The sequence below is a fragment of the Brachybacterium fresconis genome (assembly GCF_017876515.1).
Classification (GTDB): domain Bacteria; phylum Actinomycetota; class Actinomycetes; order Actinomycetales; family Dermabacteraceae; genus Brachybacterium; species Brachybacterium fresconis.
The window spans coordinates 1,522,269-1,548,570 of record NZ_JAGIOC010000001.1; the positions used below are offsets into that span (position 1 = coordinate 1,522,269).

The 26,302-nt window shown below is 72.0% G+C and carries 25 protein-coding genes; 10 read left to right on the forward strand and 15 right to left on the reverse strand.

Going from position 1 to position 26,302, the window contains the following annotated elements:
- Window positions 1-56: 56 nt before the first annotated feature.
- The 3 genes from JOF44_RS06965 to JOF44_RS06975 all read left to right on the forward strand — a co-directional run bounded on the left by JOF44_RS06965 (window position 57) and on the right by JOF44_RS06975 (window position 3,168).
- A complete protein-coding gene (locus tag JOF44_RS06965) occupies window positions 57-1,274 on the forward strand; it encodes a DNA recombination protein RmuC (protein WP_245348883.1) in 1,218 nt (405 codons plus the stop codon).
- Window positions 1,275-1,430: 156 nt separating this feature from the next.
- Window positions 1,431-2,726, forward strand: coding sequence for an exodeoxyribonuclease VII large subunit (gene xseA / locus JOF44_RS06970; protein WP_209889026.1), 1,296 nt, complete (start codon window positions 1,431-1,433; stop codon window positions 2,724-2,726).
- 118 nt (window positions 2,727-2,844) lie between these two features.
- Window positions 2,845-3,168 (forward strand): exodeoxyribonuclease VII small subunit, encoded by a 324-nt coding sequence (locus tag JOF44_RS06975; protein ID WP_245348884.1) that lies wholly within the window; start codon window positions 2,845-2,847, stop codon window positions 3,166-3,168.
- A gap of 9 nt (window positions 3,169-3,177) precedes the next feature.
- Here the strand turns inward: JOF44_RS06975 and JOF44_RS06980 are convergent, their stop codons facing one another.
- Complete coding sequence (locus JOF44_RS06980) at window positions 3,178-3,846, reverse strand: DUF4245 domain-containing protein (protein ID WP_245348885.1); 669 nt, start codon at window positions 3,844-3,846, stop codon at window positions 3,178-3,180.
- Window positions 3,847-3,948: 102 nt separating this feature from the next.
- Here JOF44_RS06980 and JOF44_RS06985 point away from each other — a divergent pair, with 102 nt between their 5' ends.
- A complete protein-coding gene (locus JOF44_RS06985) occupies window positions 3,949-4,860 on the forward strand; it encodes a carbohydrate kinase family protein (protein ID WP_209889032.1) in 912 nt (303 codons plus the stop codon).
- Window positions 4,861-5,030: 170 nt separating this feature from the next.
- Entirely contained in the window at window positions 5,031-6,446 is a 1,416-nt protein-coding gene (locus JOF44_RS06990; RefSeq protein WP_209889035.1) for a class II fumarate hydratase, read from the forward strand.
- Between the two features lie 378 nt (window positions 6,447-6,824).
- Here the strand turns inward: JOF44_RS06990 and JOF44_RS06995 are convergent, their stop codons facing one another.
- The 5 genes from JOF44_RS06995 to JOF44_RS07015 all read right to left on the reverse strand — a co-directional run bounded on the left by JOF44_RS06995 (window position 6,825) and on the right by JOF44_RS07015 (window position 12,729).
- Window positions 6,825-7,571, reverse strand: coding sequence for an ABC transporter permease (locus JOF44_RS06995; protein ID WP_209889038.1), 747 nt, complete (start codon window positions 7,569-7,571; stop codon window positions 6,825-6,827).
- Entirely contained in the window at window positions 7,568-8,521 is a 954-nt protein-coding gene (locus tag JOF44_RS07000) for an ABC transporter ATP-binding protein (RefSeq protein WP_209889041.1), read from the reverse strand. The genes JOF44_RS06995 and JOF44_RS07000 overlap by 4 nt, the downstream gene beginning before the upstream one ends.
- A gap of 149 nt (window positions 8,522-8,670) precedes the next feature.
- Window positions 8,671-9,492 carry a hypothetical protein gene (locus JOF44_RS07005; RefSeq protein WP_342591694.1) on the reverse strand — a complete coding sequence of 274 codons (822 nt, stop codon included), beginning with the start codon at window positions 9,490-9,492 and terminating at the stop codon, window positions 8,671-8,673.
- Between the two features lie 709 nt (window positions 9,493-10,201).
- Window positions 10,202-11,662, reverse strand: coding sequence for an RNA 5'-3' helicase PhoH2 (gene phoH2 / locus JOF44_RS07010; protein WP_245348886.1), 1,461 nt, complete (start codon window positions 11,660-11,662; stop codon window positions 10,202-10,204).
- Between the two features lie 308 nt (window positions 11,663-11,970).
- Window positions 11,971-12,729 (reverse strand): isoprenyl transferase, encoded by a 759-nt coding sequence (locus JOF44_RS07015; protein ID WP_209889048.1) that lies wholly within the window; start codon window positions 12,727-12,729, stop codon window positions 11,971-11,973.
- A 216-nt stretch (window positions 12,730-12,945) separates the two neighbouring features.
- On the opposite strand from JOF44_RS07015, the gene trhA reads away from it, so the two are divergent.
- The gene (gene trhA / locus JOF44_RS07020) at window positions 12,946-13,899 is read left to right on the forward strand and encodes a PAQR family membrane homeostasis protein TrhA (protein WP_342591695.1); all 954 of its coding nucleotides are present in this window, start codon (window positions 12,946-12,948) and stop codon (window positions 13,897-13,899) included.
- 62 nt (window positions 13,900-13,961) lie between these two features.
- Here the strand turns inward: trhA and JOF44_RS07025 are convergent, their stop codons facing one another.
- A complete protein-coding gene (locus tag JOF44_RS07025) occupies window positions 13,962-14,477 on the reverse strand; it encodes a hypothetical protein (protein ID WP_209889051.1) in 516 nt (171 codons plus the stop codon).
- Window positions 14,474-15,385, reverse strand: coding sequence for a mycothiol conjugate amidase Mca (gene mca / locus JOF44_RS07030; RefSeq protein WP_209889054.1), 912 nt, complete (start codon window positions 15,383-15,385; stop codon window positions 14,474-14,476). Before mca ends, JOF44_RS07025 begins: the two co-directional genes overlap by 4 nt.
- A 209-nt stretch (window positions 15,386-15,594) precedes the next feature.
- Here mca and JOF44_RS07035 point away from each other — a divergent pair, with 209 nt between their 5' ends.
- Both JOF44_RS07035 and greA read left to right on the forward strand, forming a co-directional pair.
- Window positions 15,595-15,987 (forward strand): DUF4307 domain-containing protein, encoded by a 393-nt coding sequence (locus JOF44_RS07035; RefSeq protein ID WP_209889057.1) that lies wholly within the window; start codon window positions 15,595-15,597, stop codon window positions 15,985-15,987.
- A gap of 225 nt (window positions 15,988-16,212) precedes the next feature.
- Window positions 16,213-16,704 carry a transcription elongation factor GreA gene (greA, locus tag JOF44_RS07040; RefSeq protein ID WP_209889060.1) on the forward strand — a complete coding sequence of 164 codons (492 nt, stop codon included), beginning with the start codon at window positions 16,213-16,215 and terminating at the stop codon, window positions 16,702-16,704.
- Between the two features lie 120 nt (window positions 16,705-16,824).
- On the opposite strand, the gene JOF44_RS07045 is transcribed toward greA, so the two are convergent.
- Window positions 16,825-18,339: an AI-2E family transporter gene (locus tag JOF44_RS07045; RefSeq protein WP_209889063.1), complete on the reverse strand. Its 1,515-nt coding sequence runs from the start codon at window positions 18,337-18,339 to the stop codon at window positions 16,825-16,827.
- A 203-nt stretch (window positions 18,340-18,542) separates the two neighbouring features.
- On the opposite strand from JOF44_RS07045, the gene JOF44_RS07050 reads away from it, so the two are divergent.
- Both JOF44_RS07050 and JOF44_RS07055 read left to right on the forward strand, forming a co-directional pair.
- Window positions 18,543-19,412, forward strand: coding sequence for an ABC transporter ATP-binding protein (locus JOF44_RS07050; protein WP_209889066.1), 870 nt, complete (start codon window positions 18,543-18,545; stop codon window positions 19,410-19,412).
- Window positions 19,397-21,109: a hypothetical protein gene (locus JOF44_RS07055; protein WP_209889068.1), complete on the forward strand. Its 1,713-nt coding sequence runs from the start codon at window positions 19,397-19,399 to the stop codon at window positions 21,107-21,109. Before JOF44_RS07050 ends, JOF44_RS07055 begins: the two co-directional genes overlap by 16 nt.
- Window positions 21,110-21,157: 48 nt before the next feature.
- Here JOF44_RS07055 and JOF44_RS07060 read toward each other — a convergent pair whose 3' ends face one another.
- The 6 genes from JOF44_RS07060 to JOF44_RS07085 are packed head-to-tail and all read right to left on the reverse strand — an operon-like array spanning window position 21,158 to window position 26,295.
- Window positions 21,158-21,703 carry a GNAT family N-acetyltransferase gene (locus JOF44_RS07060; protein WP_209889071.1) on the reverse strand — a complete coding sequence of 182 codons (546 nt, stop codon included), beginning with the start codon at window positions 21,701-21,703 and terminating at the stop codon, window positions 21,158-21,160.
- Window position 21,704: 1 nt separating this feature from the next.
- Window positions 21,705-22,415, reverse strand: coding sequence for a tRNA (adenosine(37)-N6)-threonylcarbamoyltransferase complex dimerization subunit type 1 TsaB (gene tsaB, locus JOF44_RS07065; protein WP_209889074.1), 711 nt, complete (start codon window positions 22,413-22,415; stop codon window positions 21,705-21,707).
- On the reverse strand, window positions 22,415-23,146 hold the full coding sequence (gene tsaE, locus JOF44_RS07070) for a tRNA (adenosine(37)-N6)-threonylcarbamoyltransferase complex ATPase subunit type 1 TsaE (protein ID WP_377785295.1): 732 nt from the start codon (window positions 23,144-23,146) through the stop codon (window positions 22,415-22,417). Before tsaE ends, tsaB begins: the two co-directional genes overlap by 1 nt.
- On the reverse strand, window positions 23,143-24,315 hold the full coding sequence (gene alr, locus JOF44_RS07075; RefSeq protein ID WP_209889077.1) for an alanine racemase: 1,173 nt from the start codon (window positions 24,313-24,315) through the stop codon (window positions 23,143-23,145). Before alr ends, tsaE begins: the two co-directional genes overlap by 4 nt.
- Before the next feature lie 13 nt (window positions 24,316-24,328).
- Window positions 24,329-25,834, reverse strand: coding sequence for an NAD(P)H-hydrate dehydratase (locus JOF44_RS07080; protein WP_209889079.1), 1,506 nt, complete (start codon window positions 25,832-25,834; stop codon window positions 24,329-24,331).
- A complete protein-coding gene (locus tag JOF44_RS07085; RefSeq protein ID WP_209889082.1) occupies window positions 25,831-26,295 on the reverse strand; it encodes a holo-ACP synthase in 465 nt (154 codons plus the stop codon). Before JOF44_RS07085 ends, JOF44_RS07080 begins: the two co-directional genes overlap by 4 nt.
- Window positions 26,296-26,302 lie beyond the last annotated feature (7 nt).

The following is a 26,302-nucleotide window of genomic DNA, read 5'->3' on the forward strand; positions in this document are numbered from 1 at the left end:
CCACGGTCGAGGCGTGGCGACGTCCGTCCGTCACACCTCCGTGGTGTGCTGATCCCATGAGCGGAACACAGATGCTCCTGCTGGGGCTGATCCTCGGCGCAGCGCTCGGCGCGGTCGTGAGCTGGCTGGTGATGCGAGAGCGCGCACGGTCCGCCGAGCTGCGCCACCACGCGGCGGCCGATTCCTCGGGTCAGCTGCTGCGCCTGGCCGACGAACGGCACGAGCGGGACGTCGCCCGCCGTGACGCCGCCGAGGAGGAGCGCGAGGCCGAGCTGCAGCGCACCCTCGCACCGATCACCGCGACCCTCTCCCATCTCGAGCGCTCCCTGGCCCGCTCCGAGGCCGCCCGGGGGGAGGCCGAGGGGGCGCTGCGCTCGCATCTGGCCCAGCTGTCGCAGCGCGCCCAGTCCCTGGAGACCGGCACCAGTGCGCTCACCGCAGCGCTGCGCGCCCCCACGGCCCGCGGCCGCTGGGGCGAGGTGCAGCTGCGCCGGATCGTCGAGGCCGCCGGCATGCTCGAGCACGTCGACTTCACCGAGCAGCTGCCCGGCACCCGGGCCGACGGGGACAAGGGGCAGCGTCCGGATCTCGTGGTGCACCTGGCCGGGGACCGGCACGTCGTCATCGACGCGAAGGCCCCGATGGACGCCTACCTGGATGCGACCGAGGAGGCCGACCCGCAGCGCGCCGCCGCCCGACGGACCGCGCACGCGAAGGCGCTGCGCCACCACGTCGGCGTGATCTCCTCGAAGGCGTACTGGAAGGCCCTCGGGGACACCCCGGAGTTCACCGTGCTGTTCGTGCCCAGCGACGGTGTGCTCGCCGCCGCGCTGGAGACGGATCCGGTGCTGCTGGAGGACGCCTTCGGCAAGGACGTCGTGATCGCCTCCCCCGCGACCCTGGTGGCGCTGCTGCGCACGGTCGCCCACACCTGGCGCACCGATGCCCTGAACCGCGACGCCCGGGCGGTCCTGGATGCCGGGCGCGAACTGCACCATCGCCTCGGCACCTTCACCTCCCACCTGAGCAAGGTGGGGCGATCGCTGGACTCCTCCGTCGCCGCCTTCAACGACGCGGTCGGCTCCCTGCAGTCACGGGTCATGGTCACCGCAAGGCGCTTCGAGGATCTCGGGCTGACCGGCACGCCGGTCGACGAGGTCGAGCAGCTCACCCGGCGGGCCCGCACCCTCGAGGACGAGGAGATCGCCGACCTCGCGTCTCCCCCGGAGAACCGGGGAGATGGCGAGGTCGAGTCCGAGGGCAGCGCCGGCTGAGGTGCGGATACGGGAGCTGTGACGCTCCCGCGGGAAAGCTCTGCCGCGAGATGTCCGGAGGCGACCTGGGACGCGATCCGTCCTCCCCACCGGCGCTCCATCCCCAATCCGAGGTGGGCGCGCGGACTGTCGGCCCTTCGTGCCACAGTGGTGCCCATGACCGAGAGCAGCACCGAGCACGGCGGCGGCGATGCTCCGCGGCCGGCACCGGCCCCGACCGCCGCGCTGACCACGGCGGAGAATCCCTGGCCGCTTCGCCAGCTGTCGGTGAAGGTCGGCGAGTACGTCGCCCGCATGTCCCCGCTGTGGGTCGAGGGCGAGATCGTCCAGTTCAACCGGCGCCCCGGGGCGGGGCTGTCGTTCATGACCCTGCGCGACGTGGACGTGGACATGTCGTTCTCCGTGCCGGTGCGCGAGTACGTGCTAAGGGGACTGTCGATCGAACCGGTCCCAGGTGCCCGCGTGGTCGTCCACGCCAAACCCACCTTCTGGACCAAGCGCGGCAGCCTGCAGCTCGAGGCCGACGACATCCGGCCCGTCGGGCTCGGCGAACTGCTGGCCCGCCTCGAGCAGCTCAAGCGTGTGCTGACGGCGGAGGGGCTTTTCGAGGCGGCCCGCAAGCAGTCGCTGCCGTTCCTGCCCCGCACGGTGGGTCTGATCTGTGGCCGCGAGTCCGCCGCCGAGCGGGATGTGGTGGTCAACGCCCGTCGCCGCTGGCCGGCGGTGCAGTTCGAGATCCGTGAGGTCGCGGTCCAGGGGAACAAGGCGGTCCGCGAGGTCTCCGCCGCGCTGCGCGAGCTCGACGGCCGGGAGGACGTCGACGTCATCATCCTCTCGCGCGGCGGCGGCTCCCTCGAGGACCTGCTGCCCTTCTCGGACGAGCAGCTGACCCGCCTGGTCGCCGGGGCGAAGACGCCGATCGTCTCGGCCATCGGCCACGAGGTGGACACCCCGCTGATCGACCTCGCGGCCGACGTCCGGGCCTCGACCCCCACCGATGCCGCCAAGCGCGTGGTGCCGGATATCCAGGCCGAGCTGGACCAGCTCGACCTGGGCCGGACCCGCCTGCGCTCCGCGATCCGCGCCCGCCTGGAGCGCGAGCAGTCGGCGCTGGATGCGATGCGCTCCCGGCCCGTGCTGGAGAACCCTTCGACCATCCTCGCCGGCCGCGCCGACGAGATCCGTTCCCGCATCGCCCTGGCCCGCACTCTGGTGGGTGCTCGCCTGGATCGGGCGGCCGACGAGGTCGATCATCTCGGGAGCCAGGTGCGCTCGCTCAGCCCGCTGGCGACCCTGGAGCGGGGCTATGCGGTGGTCCAGAGCCCGGACGGGACGATCGTGCGCTCCCCCGAGGCCACCTCCGTCGGAGATCCGCTCTCGGTCCGGGTCGCCGGGGGCCGCTTCGGCGTCCAGCGCACCGAGACCGATCCGTACACGCCACCCGCTCCGTGAGAGTCGTGCCCACGCCGCCGCCCGACGGCACGCGGTTCTCGCCCCGAGGCCCTGCCTGACACTGCCCGATCGCTGCCCGAAGAAGTCCCCCGATCCGTCACCCTTTCGAGGAGTCGCCATGACCCAGTCCCCCGCCGAACCCTCCCCCTCCGATCCCGCTGCTCCCACCGATGCTGTCGAGGACGGCCCGGCGCAGGCCCCCGAGGTCACTCCCACCGAGGACGTCCAGCTGCCGCCGGACATCGCCGAACTCTCCTACGAGGCCGCGCGGGACCAGCTGGTCGAGGTGGTGCGCCGCCTCGAATCCGGCCAGGGCGGGCTCGAGGACTCGATCGGCCTGTGGGAGCGCGGGGAGATGCTCGCCCGTCGTTGCCAGCAGTGGCTGGATGGAGCACGCGAGCGTCTCGACGAGGCCGTCAGCGCGCGACGTCAGGCGGACTGACCGCCCACATCATTCCTGGACGTCGGCGAGCGCCTGCTCCATCAGCGCCTGGATCTCCTCACGGTCCGTCGCGCCGTGCACGAGCAGACCGAAGTCCTCGCCCTGGCAGGAGAGGGCGAGCTCCGTCGTCCCGTCCGTGTCACCGCTGAGCACCTGGCACTGGGCACCGCCGATGCTCAGCTCCTCCTGGACCGTCGCACCCGGCAGCGCCGAGGACAGCATCGGGGCGCCGACCTCGGCCGCCTCCGTCAACGTCACCAGCTGGTCGCTCGGGGAGGTGTACTCCACGGTCCATTGCGGCGACTCGCCACCGGTGAAGCGGGCGGAACGCTCCGTCCAGCCCTCCTGCGGATTCGGCGCCGCGACGGGGAAGCTCACGGCATCCTGCGCTCGTTCGGCGCTCTCGGAGACGTCGAGCTCCGAGTTCGCCAGCGGCTCCCGCCCCGGATCGCTGCCCACGCCGAAGAACGCGATCGCGATCACGACGACGACCGCCATGGTCAGGACGAGGGCCCAGATCATGTTCCGCAGCACGGTGTTCTTCTTCGACGGCAGCTCGTAGGCCGACTTCGGCTGCGGTCGCGGCTCCGGGGTCTCCGCGACGTCCTCCGGCGCAGAGTTCGCCGGGGCCTCTGGAGTCTCCCGCGAGTCCGGGGTCTGGTCATCAGGCACGTGCATACCTCCATTGTCCCCGCTGCGTCGGGTCCCCGCTCCCAGGGTGCGGCCCCACCAGCGCTCCCCGCGTTCGCCCCGGCCGGGGAAACCTGCGATGATCGACGCGTGACCGCGACATTCCTCATCACTGGAGAAGCACTCACCGACATCGTCGTCGACGCGGACGGCGCACGGCGCGAGCATCCCGGCGGCTCCCCCCTGAACGTGGCCGTGGCCCTCAGCCGCCTCGGCCATGATGCCCACCTGCTCACGCGCATCGGCCGCGACGATCGCGGTGACGCGATCCGCGCCCATCTGGCGGACTCCGGCGTGGAGCTCACGCCGGGCAGCACGGTCGACGCGCCCACCTCGACCGCCCAGGCCACGCTGGATGCGACCGGCGCCGCCACCTACACCTTCGACCTGGTGTGGGATCCCGACCCCGCGGGGCTCCCCTCATCGGTCGACGCCGTGCACACTTCGTCGATCGCGGCGGTGACGGACCCGGGAGCGGCGACCGTCATGGACGTGCTGCGCCGCACCCGCGACCGCGCCACGATCAGCTACGACCCCAACGCCCGGCCGACCCTGATGGGCGAGGCGGAGCCCGTGCGGGAACGGGTGGAGGCGAACATCGCCCTGAGCGACGTCGTCAAGGCATCCGACGAGGACGTGGCCTGGCTGTACGGCACCGACGACGTCGAGGACGTCGTCGCCTCCTGGCTCGAGATGGGCCCGGCGCTGACGGTGATGACCCGTGGCGATGACGGCGCCGTGGGCTTCGCGGGTTCCGGCCGCGTGCAGGTCTCCCCCGTCGTCGTCGAGGCCGTCGACACCGTCGGCGCCGGGGACACCTTCTCCGCCGGGATCCTCGATGCCCTCGCCGCGAAGGGCCTGCTGGGCGCGGACCGGCGAGAACCGCTGGCCGCGATGCCGTCGGACGACGTCGCCACCGTGCTGCGCCGCGCATCCTCGCTCGCCGCCATCACCGTCTCGCGGGCCGGGGCGAATCCCCCGTGGAGCCACGAGCTCACCTGACCCGCCCGTCAGCCGGCTCCGTCGGCCGGTCCACCTTCGACCACCCGCCCCGCCCACCAGACCCACCGGCCCGTCGGCCGATCCATCGATCTCGCCATCACGCGGCCACGCCGCGCGTCGACCACCCCGTACTCCGTCCGACCCACCACCACCCCCGAGGAGGCCTCTCCATGTCCCAGTCCACGCCCGGCACCGCCCAGGACGGCTACCGCATCGAGCACGACACGATGGGAGAGGTGCGCGTGCCCGCCTCGGCCCTGTACGGAGCCCAGACCCAGCGCGCCGTCCAGAACTTCCCGATCTCGGGACAGGGGCTCGAGCCCGCGCACATCCACGCCCTGGCTCAGGTGAAGAAGGCGGCCGCCCGCGCTAACCAGGACCTGGGCGTGCTGGATGCCGGCATCGCCGAGGCGATCATCGCCGCGGCCGACGAGGTCGTCGCCGGTCAGCACGATGACCAGTTCCCGGTCGACACCTACCAGACCGGCTCCGGCACCAGCTCCAACATGAACATGAACGAGGTGCTGGCGACCCTTGCCTCCGACGGCGACCGCCAGGTCCACCCCAACGACCACGTCAACTGCTCGCAGTCCTCCAATGACGTCTTCCCGACCTCGGTGCACGTCGCGGTCACCGCGGGCGTCGTCGAGAAGCTGCTGCCCGCGCTCACCCATCTCGCCGAGGCGCTGGAGACCAAGGCCGAAGCGTGGAAGGCCGTCGTGAAGTCCGGCCGCACCCACCTCATGGACGCCACCCCCGTCACCCTCGGCCAGGAGTTCGGTGGCTACGCGGCCGCGATCCGCTACGGCATCGAGCGGGTCGAGGCGGCGCTGCCGCGCACGGCCGAGGTCCCCCAGGGCGGCACCGCCGTGGGCACCGGCATCAACACACCGACCGGGTTCCCGCAGAAGGTCATCGCCAACCTCGCCGAGCAGACCTCCCTGCCGCTGACCGAGGCCCGCAACCACTTCGAGGCACAGTCCGCCCGCGACGGGCTGGTGGAGATGTCCGGGGCACTGCGCACGATCGCCGTCTCCGTCACCAAGATCTGCAACGACCTGCGCTGGATGGGCTCCGGCCCCAACACCGGCCTCGGCGAGATCGCGATCCCCGACCTGCAGCCGGGCTCCTCGATCATGCCGGGCAAGGTCAACCCCGTCATCCCCGAGGCCGTGCTCATGGTGTGCGCGAAGATCGTCGGCAACGACGCGGCCATCGCCTGGGGCGGCGCGCAGGGCGCCTTCGAGCTCAACGTGCAGATCCCCCTGATGGGCACCAGCCTGCTGGAGTCGATCCGGCTGCTCGCCAACGCCTCCACGGCCCTGGCCGACAAGACGGTCGACGGTCTGGTCGCGAACGAGGAGAAGGCTCGCTTCTACGCCGAGGCCTCCCCCTCGATCGTCACCCCGCTGAACAAGCTCATCGGCTACGAATCCGCCGCCAAGATCGCCAAGCACGCCGTGGCCGAACGGGTCCCGGTGCGCGATGCCGTGATCGAGCTGGGCTTCGTCGAGCGCGGCGAGCTGACCGAGGAGCAGCTCGACGCGGCCCTGGACGTGCTGTCGATGACCTCGCCGAAGGCCTGATCGCCGGGCAGGGAGCACTCCGCCGACAGCGCACCGGTCGCCCGGTCATGGGTCGGTGATCGCATCCACCGGCGCTCTGCGAGCAGGCGACGTCGTATACGGCCCGCCATGCTCGCAGGCCGCCCGTGGATGCGACCGGCTCACGCGGTGTCGGAGAGAGCCATCGACTCACGCTGTGCCGGCAAGAGCGACCGACGCACGCGGTACCGGAGAGAGCCATCGACTCACGCTGTGCCGGCAAGAGCGACCGGCTCACGCGGTGTCGGAGAGAGCCATCGACTCACGCTGTGCCGGCGAGAGCGACCGGCTCCAGCGGCACTGGCGAGAGCGACCGGCGCCCGCGTGGTCGGATCAACTCACCGGGGACCTTGTCGGGCGTCAGTCCCAGCGGAACACCCGCACCGCCACGACTACGCTGACTCCCGTCCACACCAGGCACACCAGCACGTCCGGCCAACTGCCGTGCCCGCCCGCGAGCGCGGTGTTCAGCAGCTCTGCGGAGGCGCCGCCGGGCGTGAGGTCCGTGAGCGTGCGCGCCCAGTCGGGCATGACCGCGCGGGGGATCCACAGCCCGGCGCAGAACAGCATGAGGATCGCGACGAGGTTTCCCACACCCGCAAGCACCTTCACGGTGGGGATCAGCGCGCACAGCACTGCGCCGACGGCCAGGAACACCGCACTCATCAGCAGGATCACGGCCGCCAACAGCAGCGGATGATCGGGCGCCCGTCCCCCGGCGGCGATCGTGACCAGCACGATCACGGAGGCCACCACCACGGCCAGCACCGCGTGCACGGCGATCGTCGCCACGAGCAGGTTGGAGGGGGCGATCGGTGTGGTGCGCAGCCGCCGCAGGAAACCGGACTCACGGTGCGTGCCGAGGGTCTGCGGCATGACCATCACGCCGGTCATCGTCACCGAGAACATCACGATCGGGGCGGTGAACGCCTCGATCACGCTGAGCCCACCGAACGCGGCCCGCTCGACGCGGGCGGCCGGGATCAGCGCCAGGATCACGATCGCCAGCAGCGGCAACCCGACGCTGAACAGGATCGAGGCCGGCGAGCGATAGATCTGGCGCATCTCGGCGCGGGTGAGGGCGGCGCTGGCCGCAGCAGCGGTCATCGCAGGGTCCTCTCGTCGGCCGGGCGGACGCCCGGTGCGGCATTCTCGTGCTCCTCGCCGGTGACGAGACGGTGGTAGGCGTCCTCGAGAGTGGGGCGGTCGACGCCGACGCCTCGCGCCCGGATCCCCCGGCGCGCCAGGTGGGCCAGCACCGCCTGCGGGCTGGCGTCGCCGCCGTCGACGACGATCGCTCCCCCGGACCGGGCGACGGCGGCGACGTCCTCGCACTGCTCGAGCTCCGTCAGGACGAGCTCATCGACCTCAGCCTGGAAGGTTGTGCGCTGCACTCCCGTGCGCCCCACGATCTGCTGCGGCGAGCCGTCGGCGATGATCTCGCCGTCCTGGAGGATCACCATCCGGTCGCACAACCGCTGGGCCTCCTCCATCGAGTGGGTGACCAGGAGCATGGTCATGCCCTCGGCTCGTCGGCGTTCGAGCTGGGCCCAGATGCGGCGGCGTGCGGCCGGGTCGAGCCCCGTGGTCAGCTCGTCGAGGATCGCGATCCGCGGGCGGCCGATGAGGGCGAGGGCGACCGAGAGCCGCTGCTGCTGCCCTCCGGAGAGCTTCGCGAAGGCCTGATCCGCCTGAGACGTCAGGTCGAACTCCTCCATCAGCTGGTGCGGGGGCAGCGGATCCGGGTAGAAGGCGGCGAACAGCTCGAGCACCTCGCGGGTGCGCAGCACGCCGGGGACGCGGATCTGCTGCAGCTGGACCCCGAGGAGGCGACGCAGTTCCGGGGTGGGGCGGGAGGGGTCGATGCCGGCGACGGTGATCGTGCCGCCGTCGTTCTCGCGCAGACCGGCCAAGCATTCGACAAGCGTCGTCTTCCCGGCCCCGTTGGGGCCGGCGACCCCCAGGATCTCCCCTTCGTCGAGGTCGAGATCGACGCCCCGGAGGACCGGGCGGTGCGCATAGTTCTTCGTGAGTCCACGGAGCGAGAGCAGGGGCATGACCTGATCCTCCGCCTGTTCTCGAGGACGCGGATCGACCATTCGGGGTGCAGTGCATTCACCGATCGGGGGACCCCATCGAGCTCGCACGCGCACGACGTCTGCGTTGTCGACTTCGCGCCGGCGCTCCTCGAATCGCCCCGGCCCACCTACGCGACGAGCGCGCCCTCTCCGCGTCGAGGACGCTTCCTGTACTCGCCACGGCGGTAGATCGCCAGCAGCATCCGCTCCGTCTGTGACCAACGCCGGAAGACCTGCTCCCACGACAGACGGGTCACGGTGTATCCCCAGGAGGTCAGGTGGAGGTCCCGCTCTCGGTCCTCGTCGTAGCTGCGCGGGTCGTCGTGGAACTCCCGGCTGTCGCACTCGATCACCCAGCTCTCCCCCACCAGCAGGTCCATTCGTCGCCGCCCGTCGGGGAAGCGGACCTGGGAGCGGACCGCCACTCCTCGGGACTCGAACCACCAGCGCACGGTGGTCTCGGTGCCGGACTCGGCATCGCCGCGAACCCGTGCGAGTGGTCGCCGCGCGCATTGCGGCAACGAGGCGATGATCCTGTCGACGTCGCGCCGGCTGAGCATCTCGCGGTGCATCGCGGACTCGAACAGCACCGCTGCCTTCACCACGGGGAGGCAGCGACCGGCATGCTCGAGAATGAGCTGCACGTCCGGAACAGGGTCGAGGTCCGGCCACGCCCGCAGCTCGGGACCATGGAGGACCAGAGGCTGTGCCTTCCCGCTCGGGACGGCTTGCCCGCCGCGGCGTCGCACGCGGAGCGCCCGAGTGTTCTCGAGCTCGAGCCCGGCGGTCAGTCTGCGGGGGCGGTAGACATGTGTCCCGGTATGGGGAGGAGTCCAGAGACCGTGCACGGAAGCGCCATCGAGGCAGGTGGGACGCACTCCGAGGCGCAGCAGCGCCACGATGTCCGGTGGCGCTTCCGGGGTGGCGTACCACGGCTGAATGCTGGTCACCGCATCCTCACGGAGCCATCTGGCCAGAGTCCGGCGCGCGATCCCTTCAGCTCTGAGCTGCTTCTTGTGCCGGATACCTGGGATCTCCATGGCCCGTATCCGATCACCGACACGCCGTCGCCGTCTCCGTCGTGCGCACGCCTGTGGACGGCAGAAGCCTGGGGAGGAAAGGCAGCCACGGGCGCGGTACGCGACCTGCGCGACAGATGGCGACCTGCGCGACAGTTCGCGACCTGCGCGACAGATGGCGACCTGCGCGACAGTTCGCGACCTGCGCGACAGATGGCGACCTGCGCGACAGTTCGCGACCTGCGCGACAGATGGCGACCTGCGCGACAGTTCGCGACCTGCGCGACAGATGGCGACCTGCGCGACAGTTCGCGACCTGTGCGACCGCTGGCGACATGCGCGACAGCTGGCGGCGGCGCCACAAGGGGGCGATGTGAGTGGCCCCAGACCGTGATCGCCGCATCGACCGGCGCTATAGGAGCAGCCAACGCTCCCACGAGCCCTCCCCGCTGACATGGCGCCAGCGGGCACGATCCCCACTCAGCACTGCACCATCCTGGTCCTGATCCACCGACCGGCCCACCCGGCGCGACCCGCCGACCGGCCCACCTGGCGCGACCCGCCGAACGGCCCCACCGGCGCGACTCACCGGCTCGGCGGGGCCCTGCGCGGTTCACGCCCCTGGCGGTCGTCCCGGGACTCAGGGCACCGGCTCGTCCAGCACGTGCGTGACCAGCTCCGCCACCTTGGACCGCTCGGAGCGCTGCAGGGTCACGTGCGCGAACAGCTCCTTCTCCTTGAGCGCCTCGACGACCGAGGCGACCCCGTCGTAGCGGCCGATGCGCAGGTTGTCGCGCTGGGCGATGTCGTGGGTGAGCACCACCCGGGAGTTCTGCCCGATGCGGGAGAGCATCGTCAGCAGCACGTTGCGCTCCAGGGACTGGGCCTCGTCGACGATCACGAAGGCGTCGTGCAGGGACCGACCGCGGATGTGCGTCAGCGGCAGCACCTCGAGCATGCCGCGCGAGAGCACCTCATCGATCACGTTCTGCGAGACCATCGAGCCGAGCGTGTCGAACACGGCCTGCCCCCAGGGGCCCATCTTCTCGCCCTGGTCGCCGGGCAGGTAGCCGAGCTCCTGACCGCCGACGGCGAACAGCGGGCGGAACACCATGATCCGGCGCTGGGTGCGGCGCTCGAGCACCGCTTCGAGTCCCGAGCACAGCGCCAGGGCGCTCTTGCCCGTGCCGGCGCGACCGCCGAGGGAGACGATGCCGATGGACTCGTCCTGCAGCAGGTCGATCGCGACCCGCTGCTCCGCGGAGCGGCCGCCGACCCCGAACACGGTCTGGTCGCCCTGGACCAGACGCACCTGCTTGTCCCGGGTCACCCGTCCCAGGGCGGAGCCGCGCGGGCTGGTGATGGTCAGCCCGGTGTGGACGGGCTGGTGGGCCACCTCGGGGATCTCGATCCTCTGGCCGTCGTAGAGGTCGCTCATGCTCTGCTCGTCGACGGCGGCGGTGACCATGCCGGTGTATCCGCGGTCGCGGGCGAGCTCTGCCCGGTACTCCTCGGCGTGGATGCCGGAGGCCGAGGCCTTGATCCGCATCGGCAGATCCTTGGAGACCAGCACGACGTTCTTGCCCTCGAGCTGCAGGTTCTTCGCGACCGCCAGGATGCGCGTGTCGTTGTCACCGAGGCGGAATCCGTCCGGCAGCGACTCGACGCTCATGTGGTTCAGCTCGACCTGCACGTGCCCGCCCTCCTTGCCGATCGGCAGGGGCACCGAGAGGTTCCCGTGCATCTCGCGCAGGTCATCGAGGATCCGCAGGGCTTGGCGGGCGAAGTAGCCGAGCTCGGGGTGGTGACGCTTGGCCTCGAGCTCGGTGACCACGACGATCGGCAGCACGACGTCGTGCTCGGCGAAGCGGTGCAGGGAGAGCGGGTCGGACAGCAGCACCGACGTGTCCAGCACGTAAGTGATCAGCCCGGTCTCGATGCCCGACAGCACCTGCTGGGCGGCCCCCGGCACCAGCGAGGGCACCACGGGCGATCCGTCGGAGTTCGCCGCGCCGATCACCCCCGGGCCGACGCCGTCCCCGGTGCCGGTGAGCGCCGGATCGGCGGTCATGGTCTCGCGGGCAGTGGTGGTGTCGTGCATCGGAGCCTCCCGAATTCTCGCGGATGCCTGGACCTTAGCCCTGCCGGCATCCGCTGCCGGGCGCGTCCCGCCGTCTGCGGGCTCGACGTTCACCCGATCGTCACCCGGAGTTCTGCCGACCTCCCGGTGCGGCCAGTCTGCCACCGCCGGGGCGGTCCGGCGGGAGGCTGCGAACATTCGTCGCTCAGCGTGACCTCACGGCCCATACGACCTTCAGCTCACGCCGGGCGACGAAAGCTCGCAGGCCGCCCTCGGGCCGGCGCCCACCACAGGGCCGCCCCACCGCCCGGCTCCCGACGCTCGGGCCCTCAGGCGCCGTAGCGACGTTCGCGGCGGCAGAAGTCCCGCAGGGCGCGCAGCAGGTCGACACGGCGGAATCCGGGCCAGTAGGTCTCGCAGAACCAGTACTCCGAATGCACCGACTGCCACAGCAGGAAGCCGGAGAGGCGCTGCTCGCCCGAGGTGCGGATGATCAGGTCCGGGTCCGGCTGGCCGCGGGTGTAGAGATGCTCGGTGATCGACTCGACGCTGATCGCCTCGGCGATCTCCTCAGGACTGCGGCCCTGCAGTCCGTAGTCGCGCACCAGTTCCCGGACGGCGTCGACGATCTCTTCGCGGCCGCCGTAGCCGATGGCGACGTTGACCGTCAGCTGCGACTCCGGCGCGGCGCGCTCCTGGATGCGGTCGATCCCGTCGCGGACCTCCTCGGGCAGGGCCTCGGGCGTGCCGGCCAGTCGCACGCAGTAGCCCGCCTCCGCGATCTGCTCCACGGTGGAGGTGATGATCTCGTAGAGGGCTTCGAGCTCCTCGGGCGTCCGGCTGAGGTTGTCGGTGGACAGCATCCACACGGTGACCAGGGGGATCTGCAGGCTCTCGCACCAGGAGAGGAACTCCACGATCTTCGCGGCACCGGCGCGGTGACCGCCCTCGGTGGTCTCACCGGCCTCCTTCGCCCATCGACGGTTGCCGTCGACGATGACGCCCAGGTGCTGAGGCAGCTCGAAGGCCTCGAGCTCCCGGACGAGCCGACGCTCGTAGACGCGGTACAGAAGGCCGTTGTCGTCCACTGCAGCCTCCGCTCCCCGGGTCGGATGTCTCTGCGGCGCACGGCGTCCCGAGGGATCCGGGCACCGTGGTCCGTCGCTGTGCGGCCCGACCCACTCGCCGCACCCTTCCAGTATCGATGATGCCGGACGCCTCGCCCGACGCTTCGGGCCGATCAACACCGGATCGTCACAGCGCCCCCGTGTGACCTTACGCGAGCGTAGGTTACGCTCGGCGACATGCACACCAGCTCCCACCGGGAGGACGATCCGAGCTCGTCGGAGTCTCCCGTCGGCCCGTCGGCGCCCGTCGCGGACGACGCCCCGGCGACCCCCGGCCCCGGCGGCTCGGCCGGGAACGATCCATCGCCTGCCGCGGCGGACGACCCGCAGGACCCGGACGACCCGCAGGACCCGGCGCTGCGCGAGGCCGTGGAGGCGGTCGCCGAGTCGGGAGCCCCGCCCACCGTGGCCGACGCGGAGATCCCCACCGCCCAGACGCATCCCTTCGCTCCGCGGACTCTGACCCGGTCGATGGCGGCCCGGGCACGGCAGCTCGGGCTGCAGCTGCCCAAGCCCCGCCTGCGCGGCGTGCTCCATCTGATCGCCTTCCCCACCTCGCTGGTGGTGGGCCTGCTGCTGATCGTGGTGGGCGAGACGCTCGCGATCCGCCTGGCCTGCGCCGTGTTCGTGCTGACCGCGGGGATGCTGTTCGGCGTCAGCGCCGTCTATCACCGCGGCACCTGGTCCCCGCAGCGCGCGATCATGCTGCGCCGCTTCGACCACGCGAACATCTTCTTGATCATCGCGGGCACCTACACCCCGCTCGCGGTGATCCTGCTGGCTCCTCGTCAGGCGTGGACGCTGCTCGGGATCGCCTGGGGCGGCGCCCTGATCGGGGTGTGCTTCCGCCTGTTCTGGACCGGTGCGCCGCGCTGGCTCTACGTACCCGCATACATCGCCCTTGGCTGGGTGGCGGTCTTCTACATGCCCGCTCTGTACGCCACGGGCGGGGCCGCCGTGGTCTGGCTGCTGATCCTGGGCGGCCTGGCCTACACGGTGGGGGCGGTCGTCTACGGCCTCAAGAGGCCGAATCCGTCCCCGGCCTGGTTCGGGTTCCACGAGATCTTCCACGCGGGCACGCTGATCGGCTTCGGCTGCCACTTCGCCGCGGTCGCGACCGCGGTCCTGTGAGCCCCGGAGCACGCGCTCCCCGATCCCGGGGCCTGTGAGCTGGTGGGATCGACCCCAGGGAGTCAGCGCCGGTCGTCGCCGCGGGGGTGGGCCCCACCGTCGGTCCCAGGGTCTCCCTCGCCATCGGCCCTGGAGCCGGCATCGCCGTCGGTGCCACGGTCGGCGTCGCCGTCGGTCCCGTGCTCACCGTCGGTGCCGGTTCCGCCGTCAGCGACCTCCGCGTCCTCACGGCCACCGTTCCCGCTGTCCCTGTCCCCGGTGTCTCTGTCCGCGGGGCCTCTGTCCGCGTGCTCCCCGCCGTCGTCGCCCTCGGCGCGCTGCGCCTCGTCGGCGTCCTCGGCCTCCTGCTCGGCCTGTGCTCGTGCCTCGGCCTCGTTGCGGGCACGGACGCGTCGGGTCCGACGGGTCATGTCCAGCACCAGCAGCACCACGGCCACGGCGAGGATGAACGTCGCCAGGAAGCCCGGCAGTCCCGGGGAGACGGTGACGGAGTTGAAGCCTTCGCCGTCGGACGGGGCCGGGTCCGCGAGCAGGATGCCGCCGGCAGCCGACAGGGCGCCCAGCGGTGCCGCGATCACGGCCTCGCCTCGACGCTCTCGTGGCGCAGACCGGCGAAGAGGTCCTGTTCGGGCAGCTTCACCCCGATCCGGGAGATGTGCAGCTCGTAGTCCTCGGTGCCCCACGCCTCCGTCTCCACGTCATGCGAGATGCGGAAGAACGGCCCGTCGGGGTCCACCTGGGTCGCGTGAGCGCGCAGCGCGTCATCGCGGACCCCGAGGAACTCCCGCACATCGATGCGCGTGGTCAGCACCCGGTCGGTCGACTCGTCGAGGCGCTGCAGCATCTGCTCCAGCTCTTCGTTCGGCGTCCCCGCGGCGCGCATGTGCCGCGCGACGGCGGAGAACCGCTGGCGATGGAAACCGTTGATGTAGTAGAGCTTGGCGACCGCCCAGGGCTCGCCGAGCTCCGGGGCGAAGTCGGGATCGGCCGCGAGGTCGAAGGCCGCGAGACTGACCCGATTGGTCTGGACGTGATCCGGGTGCGGGTAACCGCCGTTCTCGTCGTATGTGGTCAGCACGTGCGGCCGCAGTCGGCGCAGCGCCTCCACCAGCGGGGCGGCCGCTTCCTTCACGGGCAGGGTCGCGAAGCTCCCCTCCGGCAGCGCCGGCATCGGGTCGCCCTCGGGAAGGCCCGAATCGACGAAGCCGAGCCACTCATGATCCACCCCGAGGATCTCCTGGGCCGTGGCCATCTCGCGGCGACGCACCGCGGGCAGCACCTCCGGGGTGAGCGTCGGGTCGTCGCGCAGGCGCGGATTGAGGATGTCACCGCGCTCACCGCCGGTGCAGGTGATGACGGTGACCTGAGCGCCCTCGCGGGCGTAGCGCGCGGTGGTTCCGGCACCCTTGGAGGATTCGTCGTCCGGATGCGCGTGGACGGCCACCATCCGCAGGGTCTCATCGGGGGCGGGCAGCTGGACGGTCACGATTCTCCTCGGCGACGACGGCACGGGGACGAGGCTCCCCGGGGACCGGTGCGACTCCCGAACAGGGGTCCCACCAGCGCCCGATCCTACGCCACCGCGCCTGGGCGGACCCCGGACCGGTCGAGAGCACTGCACCGACGTGACCGGTCCCTCTCGAGTCGTCCGCGCCCCTGGGAGACCGGGCGGTCGGGCTCTGGGACGATGAGGGCATGAATGGCACTGTGCAGCGCCCCGCGGACCGCTACGGCGCACCGCTGCTCTCGAAGCGCGCCACGCGGGTGCTCATCGGCCTCGTCGCGATCGTGTTCCTCGCCGTCGTCGTGCTGGTGGGCTACTGGTCGACGAGCGCGCCGATCCGATCGCAGATGGTCGGGTACGACCACGTCGCCGACAACGTCATCGCGGTCGACTACACGGTCACGATGGATCCGGGGACCGGAGCGACCTGCCGTCTCCAGGCCATGAACAAGGGGCGCGCACAGGTCGGCTTCGTCGAGACGACCATTGCGCCGCAGACGGAGCGTCGCACGGCGCATCGCGTGGAGATCTCCACCCAGGGCGAGGCGGTCTCCGCCGAGGTCCTGGGCTGCGAACCCACCTGAGCCGTCCGGCGGCTGCGCGGCGCCGATTACTCGGACCGCGAAATCACCCCGGAGGTCCCCGGGACAGGGAAAAGAGCGGTGTAAGGTATCCCGAAACCGGCATCACGCCGGGGATCATCACCCGCAGCACGGGGCGCATGAGGACATGTGCCCCGTGATTCGCGTATAGGGGCCCTTTTTCGGAGTTCCCCGTGCGCATGGACCGAAGACGACAGGAGTGAACCCATGAGCAGCCAGCCGAATGGCGCCTGGCTCACCCAGGACGCGTACGACCGCCTGGCCAAGGAGCTCGCTGAGCTCGAGGGGCCGGGTCGCACCGACATCGCGGAGCGCATCGCCGCTGCCCGCGACGAGGGCGACCTCAAGGAGAACGGTGGATACCACGCCGCCCGTGAGGAGCAGGGGAAGATGGAGGCGCGCATCGCCGATCTCCAGCGCCTGCTGAAGAACGCCGTGGTCGGCGAGGCGCCGAAGGACGACGGGATCGTCGAGCCCGGCATGGTCGTCAGCATCACCCTGGCCGGGAAGGACCGCACGTTCCTGCTCGGCAATCGGGAGATCGCCGAAGGCTCCTCCGAGCTCGAGGTGTACTCCACCGAATCGCCGCTCGGCAGCGCGATCCACGGCTCGAAGGTGGGCGACACGGTCGACTACACCGCACCGACCGGGAAGTCCTTCCCGATCGAGATCCTCAAGGCCAGCCCGTACCACCCGTGAGGCGCACCGCGCTCGCCCCGTGAGCGCGGCGCCCTCGCCTGCACGATGACGACGGCCCCCGATCCGGCTTCTGCCGGAACGGGGGCCGTCGTCATGCGGTCTGGTGGACGCAGCGCGAGGTCACGGACGGGAGGAGGGCGGCTCCTCGGAGTCCGTCGTCGACCCCGGCGCGTCCTCCGACCCCAGGGCATCGTCCGCAGCCGGACCGTCCGAGGCCGGACGGTCCGAAGCCGGACGGTCCGAGGCACGAACGTCCGAAGCCTGGCCGTCGGAGGCCGGACCGTCGGGGGACGGATCCGTCGCGTCCGTCGGTCCGGCGACGGGCGCTTCGGTGGCCGGCTGGTCGGCAGGGACGGTTCCCGCTGACCCGGGGGATCCCGGCGATCCGGGGGACCCCGCCGAACGAGCCCCGTCTGCCGCTCCGGCCGGCACCGCCTCGCGCTGTGCCCCCAGCCCGGTGCGGGCGGACTGGGCGTGAGCGCGGGAGGCGGCGCTGATCGCGGAGAAATGGTCCGCGATGGGCTGGTCCGTCCCCAGCTCCGGGCTGGGATCGCGGCCGACGATGTACAGCAGCGTCGCATTGACGAAGGCGATCAGCGGGATCGCGAACAGCGCCCCGGGGATCCCGGCGATCATCGCGCCGCCGGCGACGCCGAGGAACACCGCCAGCGGATGCAGCTCCACGGCCTTGCCCATCAGGAACGGTTGGAGGATGTTGCTCTCCAGCTGCTGGACCAGCAGCACGATGCCGAGCATGATCAGCGCGAAGATCCAGTTCTGCAGCACCAGCACGAGCAGGATCGCGATGGCCCCGGAGGCGATCGCACCCACGAGGGGGACGAAGGAGAACAGGAACACCAGCAGCCAGATCGGCACCGCGTAGGAGCCCAGGCCGAGGAAGACCATGCCGAGGGCGATGCCGACGGCGTCGACCGCGGCCACCATGATCTGGGTGCGCACGTAGGCCGACAGCGCCTTCCAGCCGCGCCGGAACGCCTCATGGGTCCCCAGGCGCGCGGCCGGCGGCATCAGGCCCACCACCCAGCGCCAGATCGTCGGCCCGCTGGAGAGCAGGAAGAACAGGGTGAACAGGCAGATCACGATGCCGGTGGCGAGGTTGCCGAGCACGGCCGCGGTGCTCACCGCCGAGTTCACCAGCGTCTCCGCGTTCTCCTGCAGCTTCGCGAGCCCCTCGTCGATCGCCGAGTTGATCATCGTGTCGTCGATCTGGAAAGTGGTCGTCACCCAGTTCGTGATCGACTGGAAGCCGTAGACGGCCTTGGCCTGGATGTCGGCCCACTGGGCGATCAGCTGCCGGCCGGCCAGCGTGAACATGCCCGCCACCACCAGCAGCAGGCCCAGCAGGGAGACGCCGCTGGCCGCCGCCCGGCCCAGGAAGGTGTAGCGGGTGAGGATCTTGACCACGGGCGTGAGCATCACCGCCAGCAGCACGGCCAGCAGCACCGGGATCAGGATGCCGGTCACCTGCAGGGCGCCGTACAGGATCACGGCGGTGGCGGCGACGATCACGATGATCCGCCAGGACCACGCGGCGAGCCGACGGATCCCCAGCGGGATCTCCTCGACCTCCGGGGCGAGACCCGGTGCCCGCGGGGTGGGGCGCAGCTTCGTCATGGGGTTCCTTCCATCGAGCACCAAGGCGACTGCGGGCATCCTAGTCGGCCGCCAGCGCACCGGCGCACGCGCGGTCGTGCCCCACGAGACCGGGCACGGTGCCCGGGCTCCCGATCGGGCGTCCGCCGCACCCCGACGAAGGTCGGACCGGGCCTGGCCCTCCGGCGGAGCAGGCAGGAATCCCGGCCCGATAGCGTGATCCCATGCACTTCGCCGACCCCTCCTCCCCGTCCGGCTCCTCCGTCGCCGACCAGCCGGTCCACCCGGCCGCCGTCGCGGATGCCGCCGCACCGGTCCCGGCCGATGCCGCGGTGCTCCCCGAATCAGCTCTGTCGATCCGTGGACTGCGCAAGTCCTTCGGCCGGACCGAGGTGGTCCACGGGATCTCCCTCGACGTCCCGCGCGGATCCTTCTACGGCATGGTCGGCCCCAACGGCGCCGGCAAGACCACCACCTTGTCCATGGCCACCGGGCTGCTGCGGCCCGACGGCGGCACCGCGCACGTGCTGGGCACCGACATGTGGGCCGAACCCACCAGCGCCAAGGAACAGCTCGGGGTGCTCGCCGACGGGCTGCGCACCTTCGATCGCCTCACCGGTCGCGAGCTGCTGACCTATGTCGGCCTGATCCGCGGCATGGAGCCCGACGTGGTCCAGGAGCGGATGGAGTCCCTGCTGGCGGCGCTGGACCTGGCCGGTGAGGACGGCAAGCTGGTCGTCGACTACTCGGCGGGCATGACCAAGAAGATCCTGCTGGCCAGCGCCCTCCTGCACGCACCACGCCTGCTCGTGCTCGACGAGCCGCTCGAGGCGGTCGACCCGGTCTCCGCGCAGGTGATCCGGAAGATCCTGACGGCCTACGTCGACGGGGGCGGCACCGTGGTGCTCTCCAGCCACGCCATGGAGCTGGTGGAGGGGCTGTGCAGCCACGTCTCGATCATCGCCGACGGGGAGCTGCTCGCCGCCGGGACGCTCGACGAGGTCCGCCGGGGCGGCAGCCTCGTGCAGACCTTCATCGATCTCGTCGGCGGCGGCGACGTCGCGGAAGGGAGCCTGTCGTGGCTGGAGTCCTGAGCAGCGAGCATGCTGCGACCGCCTCGGCGGCCGACGTCCACCACGGAGAGGTCGCCCGGACGTCCCTGGTGCGGCTCCTGCTGCGCCTGAAGTGGACGCTGTGGAAGCGCTCCTACCGCAAGAACGTCGGCAAGCTCATCGGGACTCTGTTCGGGGTGCTCTACGCCCTCGGCGGCCTGGTCGGCCTGGTGTTCGCCTTCCTCGGCACCACGCTGTGGGCCGGTGAGGGCGAGACCTTCGGGCTGGTCATCCGGGGCCTGGGGACGGTGACGGTGCTGGCGTGGTTCCTGATCCCCGTGCTGGCCTTCGGAGTGGACGACACCCTGGATCCGCGCTCCTTCGCCCTGTTCCCGCGCAGCGCGAAGGAGCTGCAGCCGGGCCTGTTCGCCGCGTCCGCGCTGAGCCTGCCGAGCCTGTTCACCCTGCTCGCCGTCGCCGTCGCCACAGCCTTCGAGGTGCTGTGGCTGGTGCTGTTCGGCCAGGGCGTGGGGTGGATCCTCGCCGCGATCGTGCTGCTGATCCCTGCCAACCTGGCCGGAGTGGTGCTGTGCCTGCTGCTGCCGCGCGCCTGGTTCGCGCACTCGGCGAGCAAGGCCTCCTCCCGCAGCGGCCGTGAGCTCGGCGGAATCTTCGCGATGATGGTCATGTTCGCCGCGATCTACGGCTTCTCGCTCAGCATGCAGCGAATCGAGGACCTGAATGTCGAGCTGGTGCGCCAGTGGCTGCCCGGCGTGGTCGACGTGCTCGCCTGGACCCCGTTCGGGGCCCTGTTCTCCGTGCCGATGGACCTCGCCGAGGGCGCGGTGCTGCCGGCCCTGGCGCGCCTGCTGATCGGCGCGGCCACGATCGCGCTCACCTGGCTGTGGTGGCGCCGCTCCATCGATGCCTCCCTCACCTCCGCGCTGACCGGTGACGCCTCCTCGGGCACCACCAAGGTCTCCGCCCTGGTGCCGCGATGGGCGAAGCCCTCCCCCTTCGGGGCGGTGCTGGGCAAGTCCCTGCGCTACTGGCGGCGCGACACCCGCTACCTGGCATCGATCGGCATCTACCCGTTGATCATCGTGTTCTTCGTGGCGATGGGCCTGGTGCTCCCCGAGTCGCGCCCGATGATGCTCGCATTCACCGTGTTCATGTGCGGCATGACCGGGGTCAGCCTGTGCAACGAGATCGGCTTCGACGGGCCCTCGGGCTGGGTCAACATCACCGCGAACCTGCCCGCGCGGGCGAACCTGCTGGGCCGGGTCGCCGCGATCGCGGTGCTCATGGTCCCGCCGGTGCTCGTGATCACGGTGGCCCTGCCGCTGCTGTACGACATGGCATACCTGATCCCGCTGGTGCTGCTGGCCTCCGTCGGCGTCATGATCTCCGGCTGGGGCTCCTCGGTCGCGGTCGGCGCGATCATGCCGTACCCGGCCTCACCTCCCGGCACCAACCCGATGAAGGACAAGTCGGCCTCGAGCGCCAACGCGATGCTCACGATGGCGATCGCGATGGTCTCCGTGTTCGTCCCGCAGATCCCGACGATCGGCCTGGCGATCTGGGGCCTGGTCGTGGGCAGCGAGGTGCTGCTGCTGGTGGCAGGACTGGTCTCGCTGGTCCTGGGCGTGCTCGCCTTCTGGGTGGGGCTGCGGATCGGCACGGCGCGCCTGGAGGCGCACTATCCGGACCTGTTCCAGAAGGTCCGCGACTTCCTCTGACCTGCGTCGGCGACACGTGCGCGGCCCTGCGGCCGGGCACCCGCCCGCTCACGCAGCCAGAGTGCGCTGCATGACCAGGGCGTCGATCCCCCGGCCCCGGATCCGGTAGTAGCCGCGGCGCCGGTCGATCTCGCAGTACCCGGCGGCGGTGTAGAAGCGGCGGGCGCGGGCGTTGTCCTCGCGCACCTCGAGCAGCATCGAGGTGGCGCCGGCGGCGCGGGCCTGCTGCTCGCACCAGGTCAGCAGCGCACGGCCGATGCCGAGGCCCTCGCGCAGGGTGCCGATGGTGTGCAGGTCGGCCAGGTCTCCGGCGATCATGATCCCCGCGTACCCCAGCAGCCGCCCCTGCGCGTCGACGCCGTCGGCGGCGAGGACGTAGCGACGGTCGGGGTGGGCGACCTCCTCGGCGAGCTGGAAGACGGTCCAGGATTCGTCGGGGAACAGCTCGAGCTCGGCGTGGGCGATCGCCTCGACGTCCTCGAGGGTCGCGGGGCGCAGGCCCCACTTCCCCGTCGGCTCCGCGTCGCGGTGGGCTCCCGCGGCGCTCCCGGCGGCTCCGTCGGGTGCCGAGCCCGACGCATGCTGGTCCGTCATCTCAGCGGCCCAGGGCGCTCTTGCGGGCGGTGGGCTTGGCGGCGTCGGGCTCGCGCAGGTACAGCGGCGCCGTGTCGGAGAGGTCCTCGCCCCGGGCGATCCGCTGCGCGGCGGCGAGGATCAGGTGCCCGGCGTCGGCGTGCGCCATCTCGGCGGTCGCCGGCAGCAGCTGCGGGTACAGTCCGGTCCCGGAGCCGACCAGGAGGTCGCAGGCGGTGAGCTCGGCCGCGACATCCGCGGGCGCGTCCACGGCCGGTCCCGCTTCGCGGGTGACGGTGCCGTCGGCGGCGCGGCGGTAGCGCGCGTGGTAGACCTCGCGGCGGCGGGCGTCCAGGGCCACGGCGACGGTGACCGGTGCCGTCCCCTCGCCTCCGGCGGCGGCGAGGGCCTGGTGCGCGAGGGCGTCCAGCGAGCTGATCCCGTGCAGCGGGAGGTCCAGCACCCCGGCGATGCTGCGGGCGGCGACCAGCCCCACCCGCAGACCGGTGAACGGGCCGGGCCCGCGGCCGACGACGATGCCGGTGAGGTCGCTGCGCCCGGCGCCCGCCTCGGCCATCGTCTCCTCGACCAGGGCCAGCAGCACCTCGTCGTGGTGACGGGCGCGGTCATCGCCGCGGACGGCGAGGATCTCCGGGGCGTGCCCGTCCCCGCCGAGCGTTCCACGGGCGACGGCGACGCTCACCGCTCCGGAGGTGTCTATTCCCAGCAGCATCAGCGGTTCTCCTCGTCGGTGGCGGCGGATCCTTCGCGTGCGGACGGGACGCGCTGTGCAGCGTCCGCTGACGGGCCGGGCTGCGCGGAGGGGCCAGGCTTGGCGGAGGGGCCGGGCTGCACTGAGGGGCCAGGCTGCACGGAGGGGCCGGGCTGCGCGGAGGGGCCGGGCCGCGCAGAGGGGCCGGGCTGCACGGAGGGGCCGGGCTGCGCAGACGTTCCGGACAGCGCGGACAGCGCGGAGGCGAGCTCGGTGCGCGCCCGCTCGTCCCAGCGCCGGCCGCTCGGGGTCAGGCGCAGGGTGCGGGGCTCGTCGGGGTCGTCGGGGTCCTCCACCTGGTCGGGCCGTTCGAGCTCGACCAGCAGGACGGAGTCCACGAGGTGCTCCACCCGGTCGCGGCCCCATTCCACGACGGTGACGGAGGCGTCGAGGTCGGCTTCGAGGTCGAGGTCGTCGATGTCGCCGCCCCCGCCGAGGCGGTAGGCGTCCACGTGCACGAGGGCGGGGCCGCCGCGGAGACTGGGGTGGACCCGCTCGATGACGAAGGTCGGGGAGGCGACGGGACCGCGCACCCCGAGGCCCTCGCCGAGCCCCTGGGTGAAGGTGGTCTTGCCGGCGCCGAGCGGACCGTCCAGCACCAGCATGTCGCCGGCGCGCAGCACGGTGGCGAGCGCGCGGGCGGCGGCGCGGGTGCCGTCGGCGTCCAGGGTGCGGATCTCGAGGTCGTTCACGGGAGCACTTCCCGGGTGACCCGCCCGGAGACGGAGGTGAGGATCTCGTAGGGAATGGTCCCGGCGGCCCGCGCCCAGTCGTCGGCGGTGGTGGCGGCCGGGCCGTTGGGGGCTCCCCCGGCGTCGCCGAAGACGAACACCTCGTCCCCGGCGCGCGCGTCGGAGTCCGGGCCCAGGTCGATGACGATCTGGTCCATGCTGATCCGGCCGATCTGGGCGGCGCGGCGGTCCCCGGACTCGGTGCGCACGAGCACCTCGCAGCGGTCGCTGCCGGCACGGTGCAGCCCGTCGGCGTAGCCGAGCGGCACCAGGCCGACGCGGGTGCGCTGGGCGGTGGTGTGGATCCGGCCGTAGCCGATGCTGTGGCCCTCGGGGACCTCCTTGACCATGGCCAGGCGGCTGCTGAGGGTCATGGCGGGGCGCAGCGGGACGTCGGTGGCGACCGGCGGATAGCCGTACAGGGCGATGCCGGGGCGCACCAGGTCGCGGTGCAGGTCGGGGCGGGTCAGCAGCGCGGCGGAGTTGGCGATGTGCTGGAGCGGGACGGGCCCCACCTCCTCCTCGAGCGCCGCGCACGCCGAGTCGAACAGCTCGACCTGCTGGTCGGTGGCCGGATCGGCCGGGTCGTCCGCGCTGGTCAGATGGGTCCAGGCGGCCACGACCTGCAGGAAGTCGTCTTCGACCATCGCCGCACCGAGCTCACGGATCTGCCAGGGCAGGACCCCGCCACGCCCCATGCCCGTGTCGATCTTCAGGTGCACGCGGGCCCGACGGTCGGCCTGTCGGGCGGCGTCGGACACGAGCGCGATCATCTCCGGGGAGCCGACGGACACGTCGATCCCGGAGGAGAGCACCTCGGGCAGCACGATCTCGGCGGTGTGCGGCTCGTACAGCCAGGTGAGGATGTGCGCGTCGAGATCGGCGCGGGCGAGCGCGAGCGCGCTGGCGGGGTGGGCGACGCCGAGCCAGGTGGCCCCGCCCTCGAGCGCGGCCCGAGCGGCGGTGAGCATGCCGTGCCCGTAACCGTCGGCCTTGACCACCGCCATCAGGGCAGTCTGTTCCTCCAGCAGTCCGGTCAGCGCCCGGGTGTTCTGGGTGATCGCCGCAGGGTCGATCACGGCCCGGTTGGGCACGTGCCGAGGGTCCTCGGCGGGGATCGGAATGGTCATCGAGCTCCTCGGTTCACGACAGGGCGCTCGCCAGGATAGTCCCGAGAGCCTCGGGGACGTGCTCGGCGACGTCGAGGGCGACCAGGGGCAGCATCCCGTCCCGGGAGGCGAGGCGCCCGGCGCGGCCGTGCAGGATCGCGGCCAGCGACGCGGCGTCCGGGCCCGCCAGCCCGGCGGCGAGCAGGGTCCCGGCCATTCCCGCGAGAACGTCCCCGGTGCCGGCGGTCGCGAGCTGGCTGGTGGCATCGTCCTGGGTGCGCAGCGGCCCGCCGTCGGCGGGGGCGACGAGGGTGATCGCGCCCTTGAGCAGGACGGTCGCTCCGGTCGCCGCCGCGAGGGCGACCGCGAGATCGGAGCCGGGGAGGTCCCGGTCGATCCCCAGCCGCTCGGCCAGGCGGTCCGCCTCTCCGCGGTGCGGGGTCAGCACGACGTCTCCGGAGAAGCGGTGCGCCGCGCCGATCGCATCGAGGCCCCCGGCGTCGATCACGCCCCGGGCGACCTCTCCCCGTGCGCCCTCTCCCCCGGCGGTGCTGAGCAGGTCCACACCGGCGCGGGTGCGAGGATCATCACCGGACAGGCCGGGGCCGACGACGAGGGCGTGCAGGCGGCCGATCGCCTCCGGGTCGACCGACTCGGCGGGGTGCCCGACGACCTCGGGGCGGGTGTGCAGGACGAGGTCCAGCACGCTCTGCGGGGCGATGACCCGGACCATCCCGGCACCGGAACGGGCCGCCCCCGTGGAGGTCAGGACCGCGGCGCCGGGGAAACGAGGACTGCCGGCGGCGATCGCGACCACGCCGCGGGAGTACTTGGTGGCGTCCCGCTCCGGGCGCGGCCAGCGCTCCGTCACCTCGGCGTCGTCCAGGCGCAGCACGGCGGCCTCGGTCGGGAGGTGATCGGCCAGGCCGAGATCGACGAGGTGGACGTGGCCGGCCAGCTCGGCGCCGCCGGGCAGCAGCAGCCCGGCCTTGACGGCCCCGAAGGTGACGGTCTCGCGCGCCGCGAGGGCACCGGGCGCCGCCTGTCCCGTGGAGGCATCGACGAAGCTGGGCACGTCGACCGCGATCACGGGTACTCCGCAGCGACGCACCGCCTCCAGCAGCGTGGTCAGGCGCGCAGGGACCTCGGGACGGCCGCCGATTCCGACGATCGCGTCCAGCACGAGGTCGACCTCGGCGAGCCGGGACTGCAGATCCTCGGGGTCCGTGTCGTCGAGATCGTGGAGGGTGCCTCCGGCCTCGCGGAGGGCCTCGGCCCCGCCGGCATGGAAGCCGTCGGCGGCGGCGATCGCGTCGGCGGCGATCCCCTGACCGCGCAGCAGGGCAGCAGCGTGGAGCCCGTCCCCACCGTTGTCCCCGCTGCCGGCGAGCACCACGACAGAGGGCTCGTCGGGGGCGCGCAGGTGCTCTGCGACCCGGCCGGCGAGCGCTCGCGCGGCATGCTGCATCAGGGGTCGGCCGGCGTCCAGGAGAGGACGTTCCGCCGCGCGGACCTGCTCGGTGGTGTAGCCGCGGATCATCGTGCCTCCTCGTGGTCGGCGGGCTCGCCGCGCTCGGCGACCACGATCGCGGTCGCGATGTCCCCGTCGTGCGAGAGCGAGAGGTGCAGGTGGGCGACGCGCTGGGCCTCGGCGGCCCGCAGCGTGGCGCCGCGCAGGCGCAGATAGGGGCGGCGGGCCTCGGTGCGCTCGACGGTGACGTCCTGCCAGGAGAAGTCCCCGGGGGCGCCGAGGGCCTTGCCCACGGCCTCCTTCGCGGCGACCCGGGCGGCGCGGGAGGCGGCCGACAGCTCTCGCTCCTTCGGGGTGAACAGGCGCGCCAGCAGAGCGGGGGTGCGCTCGATCATCGCGGCCAGGCGCGAGATGCCCACGACGTCGACGCCCACACCGGCGACGGTGCCGTCCTCCCGGGGCGCGAACGCCCGGCCCCCGAAGCTGTCGTCGGGGCCGGGCGTCGGCGTCGCGGTCGGGAAGCTGCTCATCCCCGCA